15 protein-coding genes are annotated in these 18,375 nt (G+C 61.2%); 9 read left to right on the top strand and 6 right to left on the bottom strand.

Annotated features, from left to right (window positions below; translation table 11 throughout):
• Positions 1-91: 91 nt before the first annotated feature.
• The gene (gene sugE / locus GOQ25_RS11995) at positions 92-406 is read right to left on the bottom strand and encodes a quaternary ammonium compound efflux SMR transporter SugE (RefSeq protein ID WP_160350692.1); all 315 of its coding nucleotides are present in this window, start codon (positions 404-406) and stop codon (positions 92-94) included.
• A gap of 205 nt (positions 407-611) precedes the next feature.
• Here sugE and GOQ25_RS11990 point away from each other — a divergent pair, with 205 nt between their 5' ends.
• The 3 genes from GOQ25_RS11990 to GOQ25_RS11980 all read left to right on the top strand — a co-directional run bounded on the left by GOQ25_RS11990 (position 612) and on the right by GOQ25_RS11980 (position 4,425).
• Positions 612-1,658 (top strand): CDP-6-deoxy-delta-3,4-glucoseen reductase, encoded by a 1,047-nt coding sequence (locus GOQ25_RS11990; protein ID WP_160350691.1) that lies wholly within the window; start codon positions 612-614, stop codon positions 1,656-1,658.
• Between the two features lie 173 nt (positions 1,659-1,831).
• On the top strand, positions 1,832-3,097 hold the full coding sequence (locus tag GOQ25_RS11985; RefSeq protein ID WP_236844272.1) for a D-amino acid dehydrogenase: 1,266 nt from the start codon (positions 1,832-1,834) through the stop codon (positions 3,095-3,097).
• A complete protein-coding gene (locus GOQ25_RS11980; protein ID WP_160350689.1) occupies positions 3,094-4,425 on the top strand; it encodes an extracellular solute-binding protein in 1,332 nt (443 codons plus the stop codon). The genes GOQ25_RS11985 and GOQ25_RS11980 overlap by 4 nt, the downstream gene beginning before the upstream one ends.
• Positions 4,426-4,629: 204 nt before the next feature.
• On the opposite strand, the gene garD is transcribed toward GOQ25_RS11980, so the two are convergent.
• From garD to GOQ25_RS11965, 3 genes are all read right to left on the bottom strand, one after another.
• Positions 4,630-6,240: a galactarate dehydratase gene (gene garD / locus GOQ25_RS11975; RefSeq protein WP_160350688.1), complete on the bottom strand. Its 1,611-nt coding sequence runs from the start codon at positions 6,238-6,240 to the stop codon at positions 4,630-4,632.
• Positions 6,241-6,403: 163 nt separating this feature from the next.
• Positions 6,404-7,402, bottom strand: a complete 999-nt coding sequence (locus tag GOQ25_RS11970) for a LacI family DNA-binding transcriptional regulator (RefSeq protein ID WP_370519948.1) — start codon at positions 7,400-7,402, stop codon at positions 6,404-6,406.
• 40 nt (positions 7,403-7,442) lie between these two features.
• Positions 7,443-8,372: a LysR family transcriptional regulator gene (locus GOQ25_RS11965; protein ID WP_160350686.1), complete on the bottom strand. Its 930-nt coding sequence runs from the start codon at positions 8,370-8,372 to the stop codon at positions 7,443-7,445.
• Between the two features lie 164 nt (positions 8,373-8,536).
• On the opposite strand from GOQ25_RS11965, the gene GOQ25_RS11960 reads away from it, so the two are divergent.
• Complete coding sequence (locus tag GOQ25_RS11960; protein ID WP_370519947.1) at positions 8,537-10,033, top strand: CoA-acylating methylmalonate-semialdehyde dehydrogenase; 1,497 nt, start codon at positions 8,537-8,539, stop codon at positions 10,031-10,033.
• Positions 10,034-10,134: 101 nt separating this feature from the next.
• On the opposite strand, the gene GOQ25_RS11955 is transcribed toward GOQ25_RS11960, so the two are convergent.
• A complete protein-coding gene (locus GOQ25_RS11955) occupies positions 10,135-10,824 on the bottom strand; it encodes an FCD domain-containing protein (RefSeq protein WP_160350685.1) in 690 nt (229 codons plus the stop codon).
• A 149-nt stretch (positions 10,825-10,973) separates the two neighbouring features.
• On the opposite strand from GOQ25_RS11955, the gene GOQ25_RS11950 reads away from it, so the two are divergent.
• The 3 genes from GOQ25_RS11950 to GOQ25_RS11940 all read left to right on the top strand — a co-directional run bounded on the left by GOQ25_RS11950 (position 10,974) and on the right by GOQ25_RS11940 (position 13,845).
• Positions 10,974-12,182, top strand: a complete 1,209-nt coding sequence (locus GOQ25_RS11950) for a mandelate racemase/muconate lactonizing enzyme family protein (protein ID WP_160350684.1) — start codon at positions 10,974-10,976, stop codon at positions 12,180-12,182.
• 94 nt (positions 12,183-12,276) lie between these two features.
• Complete coding sequence (locus GOQ25_RS11945) at positions 12,277-13,242, top strand: tripartite tricarboxylate transporter substrate binding protein (protein WP_160350683.1); 966 nt, start codon at positions 12,277-12,279, stop codon at positions 13,240-13,242.
• Between the two features lie 195 nt (positions 13,243-13,437).
• On the top strand, positions 13,438-13,845 hold the full coding sequence (locus tag GOQ25_RS11940; protein WP_160350682.1) for a TrbG/VirB9 family P-type conjugative transfer protein: 408 nt from the start codon (positions 13,438-13,440) through the stop codon (positions 13,843-13,845).
• Between the two features lie 31 nt (positions 13,846-13,876).
• Here the strand turns inward: GOQ25_RS11940 and GOQ25_RS11935 are convergent, their stop codons facing one another.
• Positions 13,877-14,875 (bottom strand): LysR substrate-binding domain-containing protein, encoded by a 999-nt coding sequence (locus GOQ25_RS11935; protein ID WP_160350681.1) that lies wholly within the window; start codon positions 14,873-14,875, stop codon positions 13,877-13,879.
• Between the two features lie 136 nt (positions 14,876-15,011).
• Between GOQ25_RS11935 and GOQ25_RS11930 the strand changes: the two genes are divergently transcribed.
• Entirely contained in the window at positions 15,012-17,294 is a 2,283-nt protein-coding gene (locus tag GOQ25_RS11930) for an NADP-dependent malic enzyme (protein WP_160350680.1), read from the top strand.
• A 167-nt stretch (positions 17,295-17,461) separates the two neighbouring features.
• A complete protein-coding gene (locus GOQ25_RS11925) occupies positions 17,462-18,343 on the top strand; it encodes a LysR family transcriptional regulator (protein ID WP_160350679.1) in 882 nt (293 codons plus the stop codon).
• The last annotated feature ends 32 nt before the right edge of the window (positions 18,344-18,375 follow it).

Below are 18,375 nucleotides of genomic sequence, written 5' to 3'. Positions count from 1 at the left end.
CCGCTCAATGAAAATGTGGGCGGCTATCCATCGGGATAGTCGCCCACATTATTTTTGTTCGCGCGCGAAGGACCGCGCGCGAAAACGGCAATTAACTCGCCAGCTTCAACCCGATCAATCCTGCCGCGATCAATAAGACGCTGATCACGCGCATCGGGGATAAGGCTTCCTGGAACAACACAATGCCGCAGATGAACGCACCCAGCGCGCCGATGCCCACCCATACCGCATAGGCCGTACCTAGCGGCAGCGACTTCATGGCGACAGACAGCAGCCAGACGCTGACGACCATGCCGATCAGGGTGATTGCAGAAGGAACCAGGCGGGTAAACCCCTCGGTATATTTGAGACTGACCGCCCAAACAACCTCAAACAGCCCCGCCAATAAAAGAATAATCCAGGCCACGACATGCCCCTATAAAACCGCCGGCGCTGTGCCGGCAACTGGGGCCGTCCCCGAAAGTGACGCAACCGGCGAGGTGCCGGCAGCCGCCCCGGGCCGTCCCGGTGCGGCAAAAATTATAGAATAGCAAATTGACCGTCGGGTAGCGGTTGTAGCGTTTTGCCAACCATCGCCCGGCGCCGCGCATTTTTTCACCAGATTCGTATCCATGAGCTTCCAGGTCACTGTTCAACCCAGCCAGCATCAATTCACCGTCGAAGCCGGTCAAACCGTGCTGGACGCCGCCCTGGCCGCTGGCATCGTGCTGCCGTACAGCTGCCGCAATGGCGCGTGTTCCAGCTGCAAAGGCAAGGTGGTGTCAGGCGAGGTGGACGCGGGTGAATACCCCGCGCAGATTCTCTCGCCGGAAGAGTTGGCCCAGGGCTATACCCTGTTCTGCCAGGCCAAAGCCCAATCGGATCTGGTGGTGGAGTCGACCGAGGTCCGTCTGGCGAGCGATATCCAGATCCGCAAGCTGCCCGCGCGCGTGCAGGAAATGTCCCTGGCCGCACCCGACGTGACCGTGTTGCGTCTGCAGCTGCCCGCGGCCGAGCCGTTCCGCTATTACGCGGGCCAGTACGTCGAAATCATTCTGAAAGACGGCAAGCGTCGTAGTTATTCGATGGCGAATGCGCCGCACAACGGCAGCCCGATTGAGCTGCATATCCGTCATATGCCGGGTGGGGTGTTCACCGATCATGTATTCGGGGCGGGCGCCACGCAGATGAAGGTGCGCGAGATCCTGCGCCTGGAAGGTCCGTTCGGATCGTTCTTCCTGCGCGAGGATTCCAATAAGCCCATCGTGTTGCTGGCCAGCGGCACCGGGTTTGCGCCGGTCAAGGCGATTGTCGAGCATATGGCGCATCACAACATTCAACGCCCGGTCGCGTTGTACTGGGGCGGTCGCCGCCCCGTGGATCTGTACATGAGCGAGCTGGCCCAGTCGTGGGCGCAGACCTTGCCGGATTTCAAGTTCATCCCGGTGGTGTCGGATAGCCTGCCCGAGGATGGCTGGACGGGTCGTACCGGGTTTGTGCACGAGGCCGTGATGCAGGACCTGCCGGATTTGTCCGGCTACCAAGTGTATGCCTGCGGTGCGCCGCCCATGGTCGAAGCCGCGCGTCGCGAGTTCTCGGCACAGTGCGGACTGCCCGCTGAAGAGTTCTACGCGGATGCCTTTACCTCGCAGGCCGATGTCGCGGCTGCCGGGGGCTGAGGCGATCGTCACGGTCGAAACGTTTAGGTGTAAATAGATACCGGCCCTGCCTTTATGTCATAGGCGTGGCCCCGTCGCCGCTGTAAACTGCGGCACGAGCGATGATTGGAATCAGCTGCGACAGCAAGCGGGCGAGGCCCGTTGCCGCCAGCGGCGCAAGGAGCAAGGCGCGCATGAGAGTTGTGGTTGTAGGTAGCGGCATCATAGGCATTTCCAGCGCCTGGTGGCTGAACCAGGCGGGCCATGACGTCGTGGTGATCGATCGTCGCCCCGGCGCGGCTCAGGAAACCAGCCTGGCCAATGGCGGGCAGATCTCCGTTTCCTACGCCGAACCCTGGGCCAATCCGCAAGCGCCGCTGAAACTGTTGCGATGGCTGTTCCGCGATGACGCGCCACTACTGTTCAGGCCCCAACTCGACTGGCGGCAATGGATGTGGGGGCTGGCGTTTTTGCGCGAATGTCTGCCCGGCCGTTTAGCACCCAATATCCGCGCCATGGTGCGGCTGGCCGAATACAGCCGCAGTACGCTGCAGGCCATGCGCGCCGAGCTGGGCATTAGCTACGACCATTTGCAGCGCGGCATTCTGAATTTTTATCGCGATCAATACGAATTTGAAACCTCGCAAAAGGCCGCCGGCCTGATGCGCGACTTCGGCGTGGAACGTCGTGTCGTGACCGCGGACGAAGTGGTGGCGATCGAGCCGGCACTGGCGCCGCATCGCGCCACCATCGTGGGTGGCGACTATACGCCGGAAGACGAAAGCGGCGATGTGCATCTGTTTGCCACCAGTCTGGCGCGCCGTTGCGAAGCGGCTGGGGTGGAGTTCCGTTTCGAGACGACTGCCACGCGTCTGATCACCGAGGGCGGGCAGGTCCAGCACCTGGAAGTCATCGGTCGTGACGGGCGTTTTGAACGCATTCCCGCCGATGCATATGTCGTCGCGATGGGCAGCTATAGTCCCTATCTGCTGCGGCCGCTGGGCGTGCCATGCAACGTTTATCCGGCTAAAGGCTATTCCGCTACTTTTACCGTCGTGGATCCCACCGGTGCACCAACCGTCAGCCTCACCGATAGCAGCCATAAAGTCGTATTTTCGCGCTTTGGTGATCGCTTGCGGATGGCCGGTACAGCAGAGCTATCCGGTTATTCGCGTGCATTGAATACCGCTCGTTGCGAGGCCATGACACGGCTGGCGCGCGAGTTATTCCCTGGCGCTCTCGATTTCGAGAATGTCAGCTATTGGTCGGGCTTGCGTCCGGCCACCCCTTCGAACGTACCGCTCATCGGTCGCACCCGGGTGCCCAATCTGTATCTCAATACAGGTCATGGCACGCTGGGCTGGACCATGGGCGTGGGTTCGGGTCGGGCTCTGGCCGATCTGCTGAGCGGACGCAAGCCAGAGCCTGAATTTCCCTTTCTTGGTCTATCAAACCTATGAAGACATTGCAATTGGCGGACATCGCCCGCGGATTGGGCGCCAGCCCTCGCATTTGGGTATTTAGCGCAGCCATGGCGATCGCCGGCGTGGCACAAGCCGCGGGCGTCGAGATCGAGGTCTGGCACACACTGAACGGCCCGAACAAAGCCGAATTCGAAAAGCTCGCCAAGAAGTACAACAAAGAACAGAAAGACGTCACGGTCAAGCTGCGCGGTTTTGACGATGCGCGCGCGCTGCAGACCGCGGCCCAGGACGCCATCAAAAAGAAAACTGGCCCTAACCTGATTCAGCTCGAGGACAATCGCTCGCCCGATGTGGTGTCCGAGCACAAGGCCATCTTGCCGCTGTATCAGCTGCTGGCCAAGTACCCGATCAAGGATCTGAACTGGTTCCTGCCGGGCACATCGAGCTTTATCCGCGACAGTAAGGGCCGCCTGCTGGCCTTCCCGTGGATGGCCGAAGTACCGGTCATGTACTACAACCTCGACGCCTATAAAAAGGCGGGGCTGGATCCCAACAAGCCCGCGGCCACGTGGGCCGATCTACAGGCCGAATTGCTCAAGCTGCGCGACGTGGCCAACCTCGACTGCCCGTATGCATCGAGCAAACAGGTGGAAGTCCATCTGGAAAACCTCGCGCCGGTCAACAAGCAGCTCTACACCTCGAACGATAACGGCCTGACCACTAGCAAGACCGCGCCGGTGTTGAAGTTCGATACCTTGTACATGCGTCACATCGCGTTGATGGTGAGCTGGAAGCGTTCGCTGCTCTTTACCGAGTCGTCCGACGATAGCAAGAGCGACAAACTGTTTGCCGACGGCAAATGCGGCGTGTTGACCTCGGGCAGTGGCGCAGCGGGGACTTTCATGCACACGCGCAATCTGAAGTTTGGCGTGGCTCCGCTGCCGTATTACCCGCAGGCCACCAAGGACGCAGGGCGCCCCTTCGTCAGCGGCTCGGCGCTGTGGGCAGTCAATGGTCACCCGCAAGCGCAGGAAAAAGCGACGGCCGACTTCCTGGCCTGGCTATCCAAGCCGGTCAATGCGGCCGAGTGGCATCAACAGACCGGCTACCTGCCGTTGACCGATGCGGCGTTCCGGGCTTCAGACGTGTCGTTCTATAACAAGGTGCCGGGCGCCAAGGCGCTCGTCGATTCGCTGCGTGGCAATCTGGCTTCGACCAGCCGCGGGTTCCGTATGGCGCATTACGATCGTATCCAGCCCATTCTGAATAGTGAATTGAATCAGGCCCTGGCTGGCACGACCCCCCCCGTGGCAGCATTGAACAAGGCCTCTGATCAGGCCAAGAAGATCGCTCAGCAGCGGTGATCATTGACGGGCGGGCCCCGTCTTCGCGCCGGTTGGGCGCGGGACGCGGCCTCCCTCCGGCTGGCTGACTATGCCGACTTGCTCGATCAGAGCTGTCGGCTTTTTTATTGCCGCGAGGGCGTAGCCGTCCGGTCAAACGGCGCCTTCAATTTCGCCACGATGGAAGCCCACCGTGGCGGATGGCAATTCCCGTCTCGAATGGCCTCAGGTCACCGGTCCCGGGTTGAACAGCACGAGCGCGTTATGCAGTTTCCAACGCTCGGCCCAGGTCTGCTTGCGGCCACTGGCCACGTCCAGCAGCAAGTGGAACATTTCCCAGCCCAGATCTTCGATACTCAGTTCGCCATCGGCGATACGACCTGCATTCACGTCCATCAAATCATGCCAGCGGCGCGCGAGATCGGTGCGTGTGGCGACTTTGACCACCGGTACTTCGGCCAGACCATAGGGAGTCCCCCGGCCGGTCGTGAAAATATGCAGGTTCATGCCAGCGGCGAGTTGCAGTGCGCCGCAGATAAAGTCACTGGCGGGTGTCGCCGCGTAAACCAAACCTTTCTCGATGCCACGCCCGCGCAGGCTTTGGCCGGGGCTTAACACGCCATTGATCGCTGACGTGCCCGACTTGATCACCGAGCCCATGGCTTTTTCGACAATGTTGGACAGGCCGCCTTTTTTATTGCCCGGCGAGGTGTTCGCGCTACGATCGGCCTGGCCGCGTTGCAGATAGGCGTCGTACCACGCCATTTCATTGATAATGTCCTGGGCGACCTCCACGGATTGCGCGCGTTTGGTCAGTTGCTCCACGCTGTCGCGCACTTCGGTGGTTTCCGAGAACATCACGGTGGCCCCAGCGCGCACCAGCAGGTCCGCGCAGAAGCCGACGGCCGGGTTGGCGGTGACGCCCGAGAACGCATCGCTGCCTCCGCATTGCACGCCCACTACCAGATCCGAGGCGGGGCAGGTCTCGCGCCGACGTCGGTTCAGGCGCTCCAGATGGGGGATTGCTTGCGCCATGATGGCATCAACCATGGCCTGAAATCCGACATGCTCCTCGTCTTGCAGACGCATCACATCCAGCGTGGTGCTCATCGATCCGTCGGCCTGGATTGGGATGGCGTTCGTGGGCATCAGGCGCTCGGGTTGCAGCTTTTCGCAGCCCAGGCTGACCACCATGACCTCACCTCCGAAGTTCGGATTCTTGCTGATATTGCGCAGCGTGCGGATCGGCACGATGGCATCAGGCGCGTCTATCGCGACACCGCAGCCGTAGCCATGTTCCAGGGCCACGACGCCATCGACGTTCGGATAGCGGGGCAGCAATTCCGTGCGGATACGCTGCAGCGCGTGATCGACGACGCCCGCTACACATTGCACCGTGGTCGTGATTGCCAGCAGATTGCGCGTGCCGACACTGCCGTCGGCATTGCGATATCCCTCGAAGGTATAGCCTTCCAGCGCAGGCAGTGGGGCAGGGGTTTCGGTCGCCATGGGCAGATCGTCCAGGCCGCGCGCAGCGGGCATGGTCAGCACGTTTTCGTTGACCCAGCTGCCCGCGGGCAAGTCACGGTTGGCATAGCCGATCGTCACGTTGTAGCGCCGCACGGGCTGGCCTTCGGCGATATCGGTCAGCGCAACTTTGTGACCTTGCGGCACGCGCTCGAGCAACGTCGGGCCATCGGGCAATTGTGCGCCGGCCGCCAACCCACCTTGGTTCGCGACTATGGCCACATTATCGTCAGCATGCATCCGGATCGCGCGCGGCGTATCGGTGAGCGCGGCGGAGGATGCGGGAGAAATCGGGGTACAGGTCGACATAGAGTCCGGTCAAACCGAGGAACGAAAGAGCGAAAATGTTAACGTTAACCAAAAAGGGCGTCAACGATCCCCAGTTCAATGTCGCAAGGATATTGCGGAGGCTTATGCGGGGGGATGGACGACGACGCGGGTCGCCATCCCTGTGGCCCACTCAGGGGGCGGCCTAGGCGCTTTCCCGCTTGATTAATGTGAAGCCGACATCCTGAATTGGCTGCGCGGGCCGCTTGCCCTGGATGCGATCAATCAGCAAGCTCGCCGTTCGGCGCCCGATATCCTCGGGGTCAACGCGTACCGTGGTGAGCGCGGGGGTCACGTTGCAGGCGAAATCGAAATCGCCAAATCCGACAATCGCCAGATCTTCTGGCACCCGTAATCCGCGCAGCTGCGCTTCCATGAGCGTGCCTAAAGCCACCATATCACTGGATGAAAAAATACCGTCCACGTCGGGATCTCCCTCCAACGCGCGCGCGAGCCCGGCGCGTCCGTGCCCCAGTTGGCTAGGGGGCGACATCAACAGCGACGTGCCCTCGCGCAGGTGCCGCCCCGCGATGCCCAGATGCAGTGCTTCGTCGGCGAATCCCTGGAAGCGCGCCGCCGTGCGGGCTTCGGTTGCGGCAATAGAGGCGAGGCAGCGCCTGCCTTGCTCATACAGATAGCGCGCAATCGCGCGGCCCACTTCGTAGTGCGAGAACCCCACCAGCATGTCGATGGGGTCGTCGGTCATCTCCCATGTTTCGACAACCGGAATGCCCGAGGCGGCCAGCCGCCGTCGTGCCAGCGGAGACTGCGTCAAGCCCGTCAACACAATGCCATCGGGCCGCCGTGCGATCACGGATTCCAACACGATTTCATCGCGCGAACGGTCATAGCCGCGTTCGCTGAGCATCACCTGATAGCCAGCTTCGACCAGAATCTCTGTCATCGCATGCACGGCCAGCAAGAATGCCGAGCCCGAGGCAATCGAGGGCACCATTAACGCAATCATGCGCGTGCGTTGCGAGCGCAGCCCTGCCGCATGCAGATTCGGTACATAGCCGCTGGCAGCGACGGCGTCCAACACCTGTTTGCGCGTAACTTCGGATACCCGGTCAGGCTGGTTGAGCGCGCGCGAAGCAGTCATGACCGACACGCCTGCCTGCCTTGCGACATCGGTGAGGGTCACACCGCCGCTGCGGCGTGTGCGCTTAGCGGGCGAGGAGGGCTCAGAACCCTTGCGCGTATTTATCACGTAAAAACTCCACCAGACATTTCACCGATTGCGGCACGTGCGCGGACCACGGGCGCAGGGCATACAGTTTGCCACCAAAAAATCCATGCACCCGCCAGCCAGGCAGAACTTCGACCAGACCACCGGGCGCGGAGGTCACCGCGCTGAAGTCCGGCAGCATGCCAATCCCCGCGCCGCCCAGCACCGCCTGGCGCAATACTTCGCTGTTATTGGCGCGAAACCGCGTCTGGATGGGAATCACGATCGGTGCTGCCGAGCTGCGTCGTCCCTCGCGTACAAAGGACCAGGTCTCGTAACTACGATTACCCAGATAGGTCACGCATGCATGATGGCTGAGGTCGCGCGGATGCTGGGGGGTGCCGTGTACGCGCAGATACTCGGGGCTGGCGACGAGTACGGAACGCGACCCGCACAATTCCCACGCGATATAGGTCTCGGGCGGATGGTCGGTGTGGCGTATCGCCAGATCGAATCCCTCGTGTGCCAGGTTAACCAGCCGGTCGACCAGTTCAAGGTCAACGCGCACTTCGGGATACTGCCGTAGAAAGTCGGGTAGCACGGGAGCCAGATGTTGACGGCCAAAAGCCACCGGCGCGGTCAGCCGCACGGTGCCGCGCGGCACATCGGACAGATCTTTCACAGCCAGAAATCCCGCCCCGATGCGCTCGAACGCGGGAGCCGCGTTTTCCACCAGATTCTGGCCAGCCTCCGTCAGCATGACATGGCGCGTCGTGCGGCGTACCAGGGGCAATCCCACGGCTTTTTCCAGCGCATTGATACGCGTGCTGACCGATGCCTTCGATACGCCCAAGCGACGCGCCGTCTGCGTAAAACTGCGTGTTTCCGCAAGCGCGGTCAGCAGATAAATATCCGCAACTAGCGGGGCGATCTGGTCAGTGGCCATGGAGCAGGGTAGCGTTGAGATTGTTCATTCTATCAAACACTGATGTCGCAAAATCGGTCTTCCGCCGGGCAGATCGTCGCCGTAGACTGAATGCCGTTATCCGATCAACGCTATTCAGGAAGCCCACAGTGACTGCCGCCACCTCTCAATCTGCTTTGCCCCTCATCGGCCATTGGATCGACGGTCGTCGCGTCGAGCCGCAATCGCCCCAGACGCGTGATGTGTTCAACCCCGCGACCGGTCAGGTCACGGGCCGCGTTGCACTCGCCACCGCTGGCGATATCGAAGCCGCGGTCGCTTCGGCCCGCAAGGCGTTCCCGGCCTGGGCCGCGACCCCGCCGCTGCGCCGTGCGCGCGTGCTGTTCCGCTTCCTGGAGCTGCTGCATCGCCATCACGACGATCTGGCTCGCATGATCACCGCCGAGCACGGCAAAGTGTTCAGCGATGCGCAAGGCGAGGTCGCGCGCGGCATCGACATCGTGGAATTTGCTTGCGGCGCGCCGCAGTTGCTCAAGACCGATTTCACCGAGCAAGTCGCCTCGGGTATGGACAACTGGACGTTGCGCCAGCCGCTGGGCGTGGTCGCCGGCATTACGCCGTTTAACTTCCCGGTGATGGTGCCGATGTGGATGTTCCCCATGGCCTTGGCCACGGGCAACACGTTCATCCTCAAGCCAAGCCCCACCGATCCCAGCCCGTCGCTGTATGTGGCGGAACTGTTGAAAGAAGCGGGCCTGCCCGACGGCGTATTCAACGTGGTGCAGGGCGATCATCATGCCGTGAACGCGTTGATCGAAGATCCCGATGTCAAGGCGGTGTCCTTCGTTGGCTCTACGCCCGTGGCACAACACATTTACGAGACCGGCGCGCGCCACGGCAAGCGTGTGCAAGCGCTGGGCGGGGCGAAGAACCACATGGTCATCATGCCCGATGCCGATATCGAACAGGCGGTTGATGCATTGATGGGCGCGGCCTATGGTTCGGCCGGCGAACGCTGCATGGCGATTTCCGTCGCGGTCCTTGTGGGTTCCGCCGCAGAGCAAGTCGTGCCTCGTCTGGTTGAGCGTCTGAAGGAACTGAAGGTGCGTAATGGCACTGACCCGCAAGCCGAGATGGGCCCCATTGTCACGGCCGAAGCGCGTCAACGCATCGCTGGTTACATCGATGCGGGCATTCAAGAAGGCGCGACTCTTTTGGCCGATGGCCGCGAGTTCGCAGGCTCCCAGGCCGGGGAGGGATGCGAAAACGGTTTCTGGCTGGGCGGTACGCTGTTTGACAACGTGACCCCCGAGATGCGCATCTACAAGGAAGAAATCTTCGGACCTGTGTTGTCGTGCGTGCGCGTGCCCGATTTCGCCTCGGCCGTGAAGCTCATCAACAACCATGAATACGCCAACGGCGTCAGCTGCTTTACCCGCGACGGCAACGTTGCGCGCGAGTTCGGCCGTCAGATCGAGGTTGGCATGGTCGGCGTGAACGTGCCAATTCCGGTGCCGGCAGCCTGGCACGGATTCGGTGGCTGGAAGCGTTCGCTGTTCGGCGACATGCACGCATATGGCGAAGAAGGCGTGCGCTTCTACACGCGTCAGAAGAGCATCATGCAACGCTGGCCTGAGAGCATTGGCAAGGGCGCGGAGTTCGCCATGCCGACGATTCGCTAAGTACGGTTGCCGTGGCAACGATCTTGCAAGGTTCGTCAGGTCGTCGCTGACGTAGGTGGGTTCCTGGGCGCCGGTCATCGAGAAATCGATGGCCGGCGTTTTTATTTGGGGTCCTCGCCGACGCCGAACAGCCTTGTCATGCCGCCGCGCAAATGGTCCAACATCGCCTCGCGCGCAGCGGCGTCATCGCCGTCTTTAATTGCCTGACCGATGGCACGATGCTCCAGCCGCACATCGACGGCACGCCGTACCATAGGCAGCGGCGACAACTCGCGGATGAGCTTGATGGCCACCCGGGTTTGCTCGGCGAGCGCCGCCATGGTCAACGTGAAGAAGCGATTGCCGCTCGCCGCGGCGATGGCGCCGTGAAAAGCGATGTCTTCCTCGATGCCTGTCTCACCGCGCGACCATGCCGCTTCCAGCATGCGTTGACGTAGGTCGATGTCATCGAGCAGTTGGCGATCCGTACAACGTGCGGCGCCCGCTGCGCTTTCCCCTTCAATCAGGCAACGAAACGCAAGGAAGTTGCGAACATCCGGAATGCTATGGAGGGGGCCAAATGCGGCGCTTTGCATCGCGGCAGGTTTGCCTACGAAATTTCCCGAGCCTCGCCGCGCGTAGACCCAGCCTTCGGTCCGCAAACGTGCCAGCGCCTGCCGTAACACGGGCCGGGATACGCCGAGCCTTCGAGCCAACTCGTCTTCGCTGGGCAACCGTTCGTCAGGTTCGCGCGTCTCGATCAGAGTCAGCACTTGCTTATAGGCGAAGTCACTTAAAGGAGAGATAGCCACGATCGTCGAATTAGTAATACTACTTGGTCGTTTTGTTGACAGCATAGTCGTGCCGCCTTGAGGATGGCAACCTGCACCGACCGGGCCTCAATCGGGATATTTCAAACCCGGCGGCAATTGATAACCCTTAGACAACAGCAGATCCACGCATGGCTACTATCACGGCGTTACGCAGCATTCGTATTGACGAACGTCCTAATTTGATTTGGGTGGAAATTGAAACTGACGAAGGCCTCACCGGTCTAGGCGAGTCGTTTCGGGGCGCGCAAGCGGTCGAGGCAGTGCTGCACGAAACGGTCGCGCCCTGGTTGCTGGGCCGCGATTCGCGTCATATCGAAGCGGTGTCCCAGTATTTGATGAATCCCTATCTGGGATTCCACAGCACCAGCGCCGAGGTTCGCGCGGCTAGCGCGGTTGATATCGCGTTATGGGACCTGGCAGGACAGCGGCAGGGCGTGCCGACCTACATCGCCATGGGCGGCGGCGTGCGCGATCGAATTCGCGCCTACAACACCTGCGCGGGCTATTCCTACAACACGGGGGGCGTCGCGCGACGCAGCACCGACGGGTCTGAGCTGCAAGTCGGCCCCTATGATGATCAAGTGGCTTTCATGCGTGACGCTGGCGCGTTAGCGCAGAGCCTCTTGGATGAGGGTTATAGCGCCATGAAAATATGGCCGTTCGATGCTTTCGCGGCTGCGACGGGCGGGCATCTGATCAGCGCACAAGATTTGAAGCGCGGCCTGGAACCGTTTAAGAAAATTCGCGAGGCGGTGGGCGATCGCATCGAAGTGATGTGCGAACTGCACAGCCTCTGGGGGGCGAATGCCGCGTTGCGCATCTGCCGGGCCTTGGAGGATTACGGTGTGTTTTGGGCCGAAGACCCGCTTAGCAAGATGGACGATGCCCAGGCGCTGGCGGACTTGCGGCGGCAGACCCGCGTGCCAATTTGTGGCAGCGAGACCTTGGCTGGCACGGTGCCCTTCCGGGATCTGTTGGCCAAAGACGCTTTGGATATCGTGATGCTCGACCTCGCCTGGTGCGGTGGCCTGACAGAGGGCCGCAAGATCGCTAGCCTGGCTCAGGCCTACGCGAAGCCCATTGCGCCTCACGACTGTACCGGTCCCATTACGTTGATGGCGGGACTCCATCTCGCGATGCACGCACCCACCGCGATTTTCCAGGAGGTGGTGCGCGCGACATTAAGCACTTGGTATCGCGATCTGGTGACGGCCTTACCGGTCGTCGAACACGGCATCGTACTGGCGCCGACCGCCCCTGGTCTGGGGGCCAGCCTGCAACCTGAAATCAAGGCCCGTGCCGATGCCACGGTTCGCGAGAGCGTTCGAAAAATCTGATTCGCAATGCTTGAGCGCCGATTCACCGCCCCGAGGAACGGGGCGTTCCCTCGGCGCGACCAATAAGACCCCGACTTAAGGAGGAGATCGACCCATGAAAAAGGTACTCACTGCGATAGTGATGGCATGCTGGACCACTGCCGCGATGGCTCAAGCGCCTTGGCCGCAAGAAAAGCCCGTTCAAGTTGTCGTGCCGTTCCCCGCGGGAGGCGCGACCGACACCATTGGCCGCTTGATGGCCGAGCAGTTGCAGCGCCGCCTCAACCAATCGTTTGTCGTGCACAACCGTCCCGGCGCCACGGGAACTATCGGGGCAGGTGCAGTGGCGCGCGCCGCCCCGGATGGTTACACCTTGATGATGTCCTCGCTAGGCACTTATGTCATTGCGCCGCACTTGATCAAGTCAACGCCCTACGATGCGCTACAGGATTTCGACTACATCACTGTCGCCGTACAAGCCCCCAACGTGCTCGTTGCTGCGCCGACGAAGACCGCGCGCAGCGTGCAAGATGTTATCGATGAACTGAAAGCCAGACCCGGTCAGGTCAGTTTCGCGAACTCGGGTTTTGGGGCGTCTGATCATCTGTCAGCAGAAGTCTTTCTGCAGCAGACCCGGACCGACGGCATGCACGTTGCATACAAGGGCGGCGCGCCAGCGATCAACGACTTGATGGGGTCGCAGGTCGATTACTCATTCCAGAACGTCAATGCGGTCTTGCCGCATATCCGCGCTGGCAAACTGCGCCCGCTTGCCGTGACCGGAGATAAGCGTTCGGCCGTGCTGCCTGATGTCCCCACATTGACCGAGGCTGGGGTGCCGAATGCGGTGATCTATTCCTGGCAAGCGCTGTCTGCGCCAAAGGGACTCCCCGCTGGTGTCAAGGCCAAATTGGCGGACGCGGCGATTGCGGCATTCAAGGATGCCGAGGTCGCGCATAAACTTGAAGATCAGGGTTTGGAGGTCGTAGCCAGTACACCTGAAGCATTTTCTGCGTTTCAGGCTCGCGAGTTTCAACGTTGGAAGACCTTGATCGAGGAACGTGGGATTACCATCGAATAAGAGCGCGCGGAATAGCCCGCACCCCTGGCGGTGCGGTGCCATACCTCTTGTCATTGCGGACCGGTCAACTCCTGGCTCGCGGTAGTGAACGAAAACATCCGTCAGTATCACTCCGTCTAGGCCCGCACGCGCGCTGCATGCACCATGTGAAGGGTGTGCGCCAATCTGGCTGCGCGACAATTACTCGGGGTGCGTATGGTTCGATATGCAGGGGCATTGCTGCTGGTTCTAAGCTTGGCGGCATGTGTGACGGTCACGCCCGCTACGTCCGGGTGGGCGCCCGGCGAGGGCGCTCCCGGTCATTACGATTTCAACTGGCGTCTGTCTGGCGATGCCAAGGTCGCGCCGTTACAGGTGTTCAGTGGCCAGGGCCGAATCTGGTTGCAATTCCCCCCAGGCCGAACGCTACCCGCGCTCTTTGCGGAAACAGGGCAAGGCATTCAGCCCTTGCCGTACGTCTACCAAGAACCCTACATGGTGATCGAAGGCAACTGGCCGGCGCTGGTTCTTCGGGGTGGTCACTACACCGCACGCGCTGAACGCGCGCAGCCAGCGAAAACAGCTGCCGGTGCCCCGATTGGTCCTGCCTCTGCGGTGAAGTAGTGAGTGTGTCTCAACTCCACCCGAATGGGCATCAACCAAAGTCTGTCTGTCTCCCAGCATTGGGCGGCTTTCGCATCGGGAGAGATGCCTGTCGGATGGCATCGACGAAGCGTTGGCGTGCGTCGCCCGTTGCGGCGTCGCTTCGGACAATTGCCGCGATGGGTGGCAGGCTCCAGGCAATGGTGTATGGCACGATTGCAATACCGGCGATATGCACCAGTTCGTTGGCGATATCGGCCGGCAGCAGCGATACGGCGCGGTCCGAAGAGGCGATGATTTCACCGATCAGCTTGGCGGAATAACCTTCCGTGATCGGTACAGGCGGCGTGATCCCCGCCTGGATAAACAAGGCCGCAACCTGCTCGCGCAGTGCGGTGTTCGGCTCACCCAGCACCCAGTCCAGTTCAGCCAGGCGCTCCCACGACAAGGGGACTCGCCCAAGTTGTGCTGCCAGCTGGCGGTTGCTGACCAGGCGGGCTTGTTGTTGATAGAGTGGCTCAAAGTGCAGACCCTGCAAATCCAGCCTGGGGCTGGCGCGGGCAATCACGACATCCAGTTCATGCTCGCGCAAGGCGCGCAACAGGTAGTCGGTGGTGCCATCGTGAATCCGCACCGCTAACCTTTGTGGTTCCGACTGCACTGCCAGCACGGCATCGGCGATGAGCCTTCCCGAGACAAAGGGCGTCACGCCCACGTGCAAGCGCGCGGCCATGCCCGCATGCGAGGCTTCCATGTCCTGCACCAGTTGGCCCAGATCCTGCAACATCGCCTGCGCGCGCGCTGTAACGATATTCCCCACTTCGGTCGGCCGCATGCCTCGCGCCGTACGCACAAACAACGGTGTGCCAAACAGTGCCTCCAGCTCGGACAAGGTGTTTGTGACCGCCGGCTGACTGGTTGCCATCAGTTCGGCCACCCGAGTCAGCGAACCCACCCGGTGCACCTGCACGATCAGCTGCAAATGGCGCATCTTTAGCCGCAATATCAGCCGCCTGATGACGTCGCCAGTAGGAAAAACGGAGGAAGGCATGCTGAATGGGCCTAAGTTATTAGATAACTGATATAGCAGCATCGAAATTTAGAATATTTCGATGATAACTGACGCCTAGAATGGCCGCTTGCAGGTTGCGTGCCCCTTTTTTGGCGCGCGTCAGACAGGAAACACCATGAGCGATCGTCAAGCCGCCCTCGACTACCACGAATTTCCCGTACCCGGAAAGGTCTCCATTGCCGCCACCAAGCCGTTGGTCACGCAGGCCGATCTGGCGCTGGCCTACACCCCTGGGGTGGCTGCCGCCTGCGAGGAAATCGTGGCGGATCCGGCCAATGCATTTCGTTTCACCGCGCGTGGCAACCTGGTCGGCGTGATCACCAACGGCACCGCCGTGCTGGGTCTGGGCAATATCGGCCCGCTCGCGTCCAAACCCGTGATGGAAGGCAAGGCTGTTTTGTTCAAGAAATTCGCCGGTATTGATGTGTTCGATATCGAAATCGACGAAACCGATCCCGACAAGTTGGTCGACATCATCGCCTCGTTGGGCCCCACGTTTGGTGGCATCAACCTCGAGGACATCAAAGCCCCGGAGTGCTTTATCGTCGAGGAGAAGCTGCGCGAGCGCATGAGCATTCCGGTCTTTCATGACGACCAGCACGGCACCGCGATTACTGTTTGCGCTGCCTTCATCAACGGCTTGCAGGTGGTCGAGAAAGATATCAAGCAAGTGAAAGTGGTGGCGTCCGGCGCGGGCGCGGCCGCATTGGCCTGTCTGGATCTGATGGTCGATCTCGGCGTGCCGCGCGAGAACATCTGGGTCACGGATATTGCCGGCGTGGTCTACGAAGGCCGCACCGAGCTCATGGACGACAAAAAGGCGGCCTATGCGCAACCCACCTCGGCGCGTCATCTGGCCGAAGTCATCGCCGATGCGGACGTGTTCCTGGGGCTGTCGGCGGGCGGCGTGTTGAAACCGGAGATGGTCGCCACCATGGCGCCGCGCCCGTTTATCCTGGCCCTGGCGAACCCCACGCCCGAGATCATGCCCGAGGTCGCTCGCGCGGTGCGCGATGACATCGTGATGGCGACAGGGCGCTCGGATTTTCCCAATCAGGTCAACAACGTCCTGTGCTTTCCGTATATTTTCCGTGGGGCTCTCGATGTGGGCGCGACTACGATCACGCGGGAAATGGAAAAGGCAGCGGTGTACGCCATCGCGAACCTGGCCAAGGAAGAGCAAAACGAAGTTGTCGCGGCCGCTTATGGCACCTATGACCTGCGCTTTGGCCCCAACTATCTCATCCCGAAGCCGTTCGATCCGCGCTTGATCGTGCGCATCGCGCCAGCGGTGGCCGCCGCCGCCATGCAAAGCGGCGTGGCCACGCGCCCCGTGGCGGATCTGGATGCCTATGCCGAGCAGCTGCAGCAATTCGTCTATCGCTCGGGCGCATTCATGAAGCCGCTCTTTGCCAGCACCAAACGACTGGTGCGCACAGGCGGGCGCGCGCGCATCGTTTTCGCCGAGGGTGAGGACGAGCGGGTCTTGCGCGCTGTCCAGGTCATCGTGGACGAAGGCCTTGCACGTCCCATTTTGGTGGGCCGCCCATCGGTCTTGATGGCCCGTATCGAGAAGTTCGGCCTGCGCCTGCGTCTGGGTCAGGATGTCGAAGTCACGAACCCGGAATACGACGAGCGTTTTCACCGCTACTGGACTACCTATTGGGAAATGCGTTGCCGCCACGGCATCACCAAAGAAATGGCGCGCGTGGAAATGCGCCGGCGCATGACCTTGATTGGCGCGATGATGGTTCACCTGGGCGACGCCGACGGCATGATCTGCGGCACCGTGGGCGCCTATCACGATCATTTGCGCTTTATCGACGAAGTCATCGGTCGCCAGCCCGGCTGCGACGTGTACGCGGCGATGAATATTCTGTTGCTGCATGAACAAACGTTGGCCCTGGTCGATACACATGTGAACGACGATCCCACCGCTGAGCAGATCGCCGAGTACACCCGCATGGCCGCCACGACGATGCGCCGCCTGGATGTTCAACCCAAAGTCGCGCTGCTGTCGCGTTCGAACTTTGGCTCGGGCAGCTCGGCGTCGGGCGCGAAAATGCGCCGTGCGCTCGAGTTGCTGCGACAACAAGCGCCGGAACTCGAGGTGGATGGCGAGATGCACGCGGACTGCGCATTAGACGAGGCATTGCGCCAGAAACTGCTGCCGTCTTCGCCCCTGTCCGGGGCTGCGAACCTGCTGGTATGCCCAAATGTCGATTCCGGCAATATCGCGTACAACCTGCTCAAGACGGTTGCCGCGCACAATGTGGCAGTGGGTCCATTCCTGTTGGGTGTCAATGCCCCGGTGCATATCCTGACGTCTAGCTCCAGCGTGCGCCGCATCGTCAATATGACGGCGTTGGCGGTGGTGGAAGCCAACGGCGGTCTGTAAACCAGACACGTAGGGGCGCGCGCTGCGTCCCTACGGTGTTAAGCACACCTATCAGCTCGCGGCGATTGCTAAATTTGCTATCGAGTATGCCTTGCCATTATGCTGTCCCGGCCTGATGCCGGGCGCGGCCCCCACGCCGCCCGGGACACAATAATGAAGACATACTCATGCGATTCAGCCTGCGTCAGATGGAGGTATTCCGAGCCGTGATGTTGACCGGCTCGATCAAGGGCGCGTCGCGGCTGCTATTTACCTCGCAGCCCGCGCTCAGTCGCATCGTCGCGCACACGGAGTTAACCCTGGGACTGACGCTCTTTAACCGCGTCAAGGGAAAGCTCGTACCCACCGCCGAAGCCGAAGCGTTATTTCGCGAAGTCGATCAGTGTTATCAGCAGGTGCTGCGGGTCGACGATTTCGCCCGCGGCCTGGTCAGCGGACCATCCGGGGTATTGAATCTGGCCTGTAGCCCGGCGCTCAGCCGGGGCGTCGTCGCGCGCGCCATCACCCGGTTCGTGCAAAAGTATCCCAATATCCAGGTGAACCACAGCCTGACGCTATTGAACGGCATGGCCCAGGACGTGCTGAGCAACAAGGTCGACCTCGCCGTATCCGTGCTGCCCATCGAGCATCCGAACCTGCACGTGACGCCGTTCATGGAAGGGCGCATGGTTTGCGTGGTGCCGCGCGGTCATGAGCTGACGAAGCTCGATCGCGTGGAAATCGCCGACCTCGCTCGCTACCCGCTGATCGCCCACCATCCCGGCATTGCTTTTGGTCAGCTGACCGCTGCGGCATTCGAGAAGGCCAACGTCAGTCTGCAGGCTTGCGTATATATCCACCATACCGAAATGGCATGCAGTCTCGTCCAGGCCGGCGCTGGGGTTGCCATGGTTGACCAATTCACGGCGGAAAGCCTGGTATGGCCGGGCGTGCAGGTGCTGCCGCTGGCCGAGCACATTCCTTTAACGCCGAGTATTGTCCGTTCGGCCTTTGATACGGGCAAGAGTCACGCATCGAAATTCATCGATGTGCTGCTCAAGTCCGATTAGCCTAAAGCTATACCCCATCGCGTATTCGGCAC

The sequence above is a fragment of the Bordetella sp. 15P40C-2 genome (assembly GCF_009763235.1).
Lineage (GTDB): Bacteria > Pseudomonadota > Gammaproteobacteria > Burkholderiales > Burkholderiaceae_B > Bordetella_A.
Note: the sequence above shows the minus strand (reverse complement) of the source record. Positions and strands in the feature narration are given on the sequence as shown.

Coding starts and splice junctions, on each gene's coding strand:
- GOQ25_RS11990 (WP_160350691.1), top strand. CDS start 612: ATGAGCTTCCAGGTCACTGTTCAACCCAGCCAGCATCAATTCACCGTC.
- GOQ25_RS11985 (WP_236844272.1), top strand. CDS start 1,832: ATGAGAGTTGTGGTTGTAGGTAGCGGCATCATAGGCATTTCCAGCGCC.
- GOQ25_RS11980 (WP_160350689.1), top strand. CDS start 3,094: ATGAAGACATTGCAATTGGCGGACATCGCCCGCGGATTGGGCGCCAGC.
- garD (WP_160350688.1), bottom strand. CDS start 6,240: ATGTCGACCTGTACCCCGATTTCTCCCGCATCCTCCGCCGCGCTCACC.
- GOQ25_RS11965 (WP_160350686.1), bottom strand. CDS start 8,372: ATGGCCACTGACCAGATCGCCCCGCTAGTTGCGGATATTTATCTGCTG.
- GOQ25_RS11950 (WP_160350684.1), top strand. CDS start 10,974: ATGGCTACTATCACGGCGTTACGCAGCATTCGTATTGACGAACGTCCT.
- GOQ25_RS11945 (WP_160350683.1), top strand. CDS start 12,277: ATGAAAAAGGTACTCACTGCGATAGTGATGGCATGCTGGACCACTGCC.
- GOQ25_RS11940 (WP_160350682.1), top strand. CDS start 13,438: ATGGTTCGATATGCAGGGGCATTGCTGCTGGTTCTAAGCTTGGCGGCA.
- GOQ25_RS11935 (WP_160350681.1), bottom strand. CDS start 14,875: ATGCCTTCCTCCGTTTTTCCTACTGGCGACGTCATCAGGCGGCTGATA.
- GOQ25_RS11930 (WP_160350680.1), top strand. CDS start 15,012: ATGAGCGATCGTCAAGCCGCCCTCGACTACCACGAATTTCCCGTACCC.
- GOQ25_RS11925 (WP_160350679.1), top strand. CDS start 17,462: ATGCGATTCAGCCTGCGTCAGATGGAGGTATTCCGAGCCGTGATGTTG.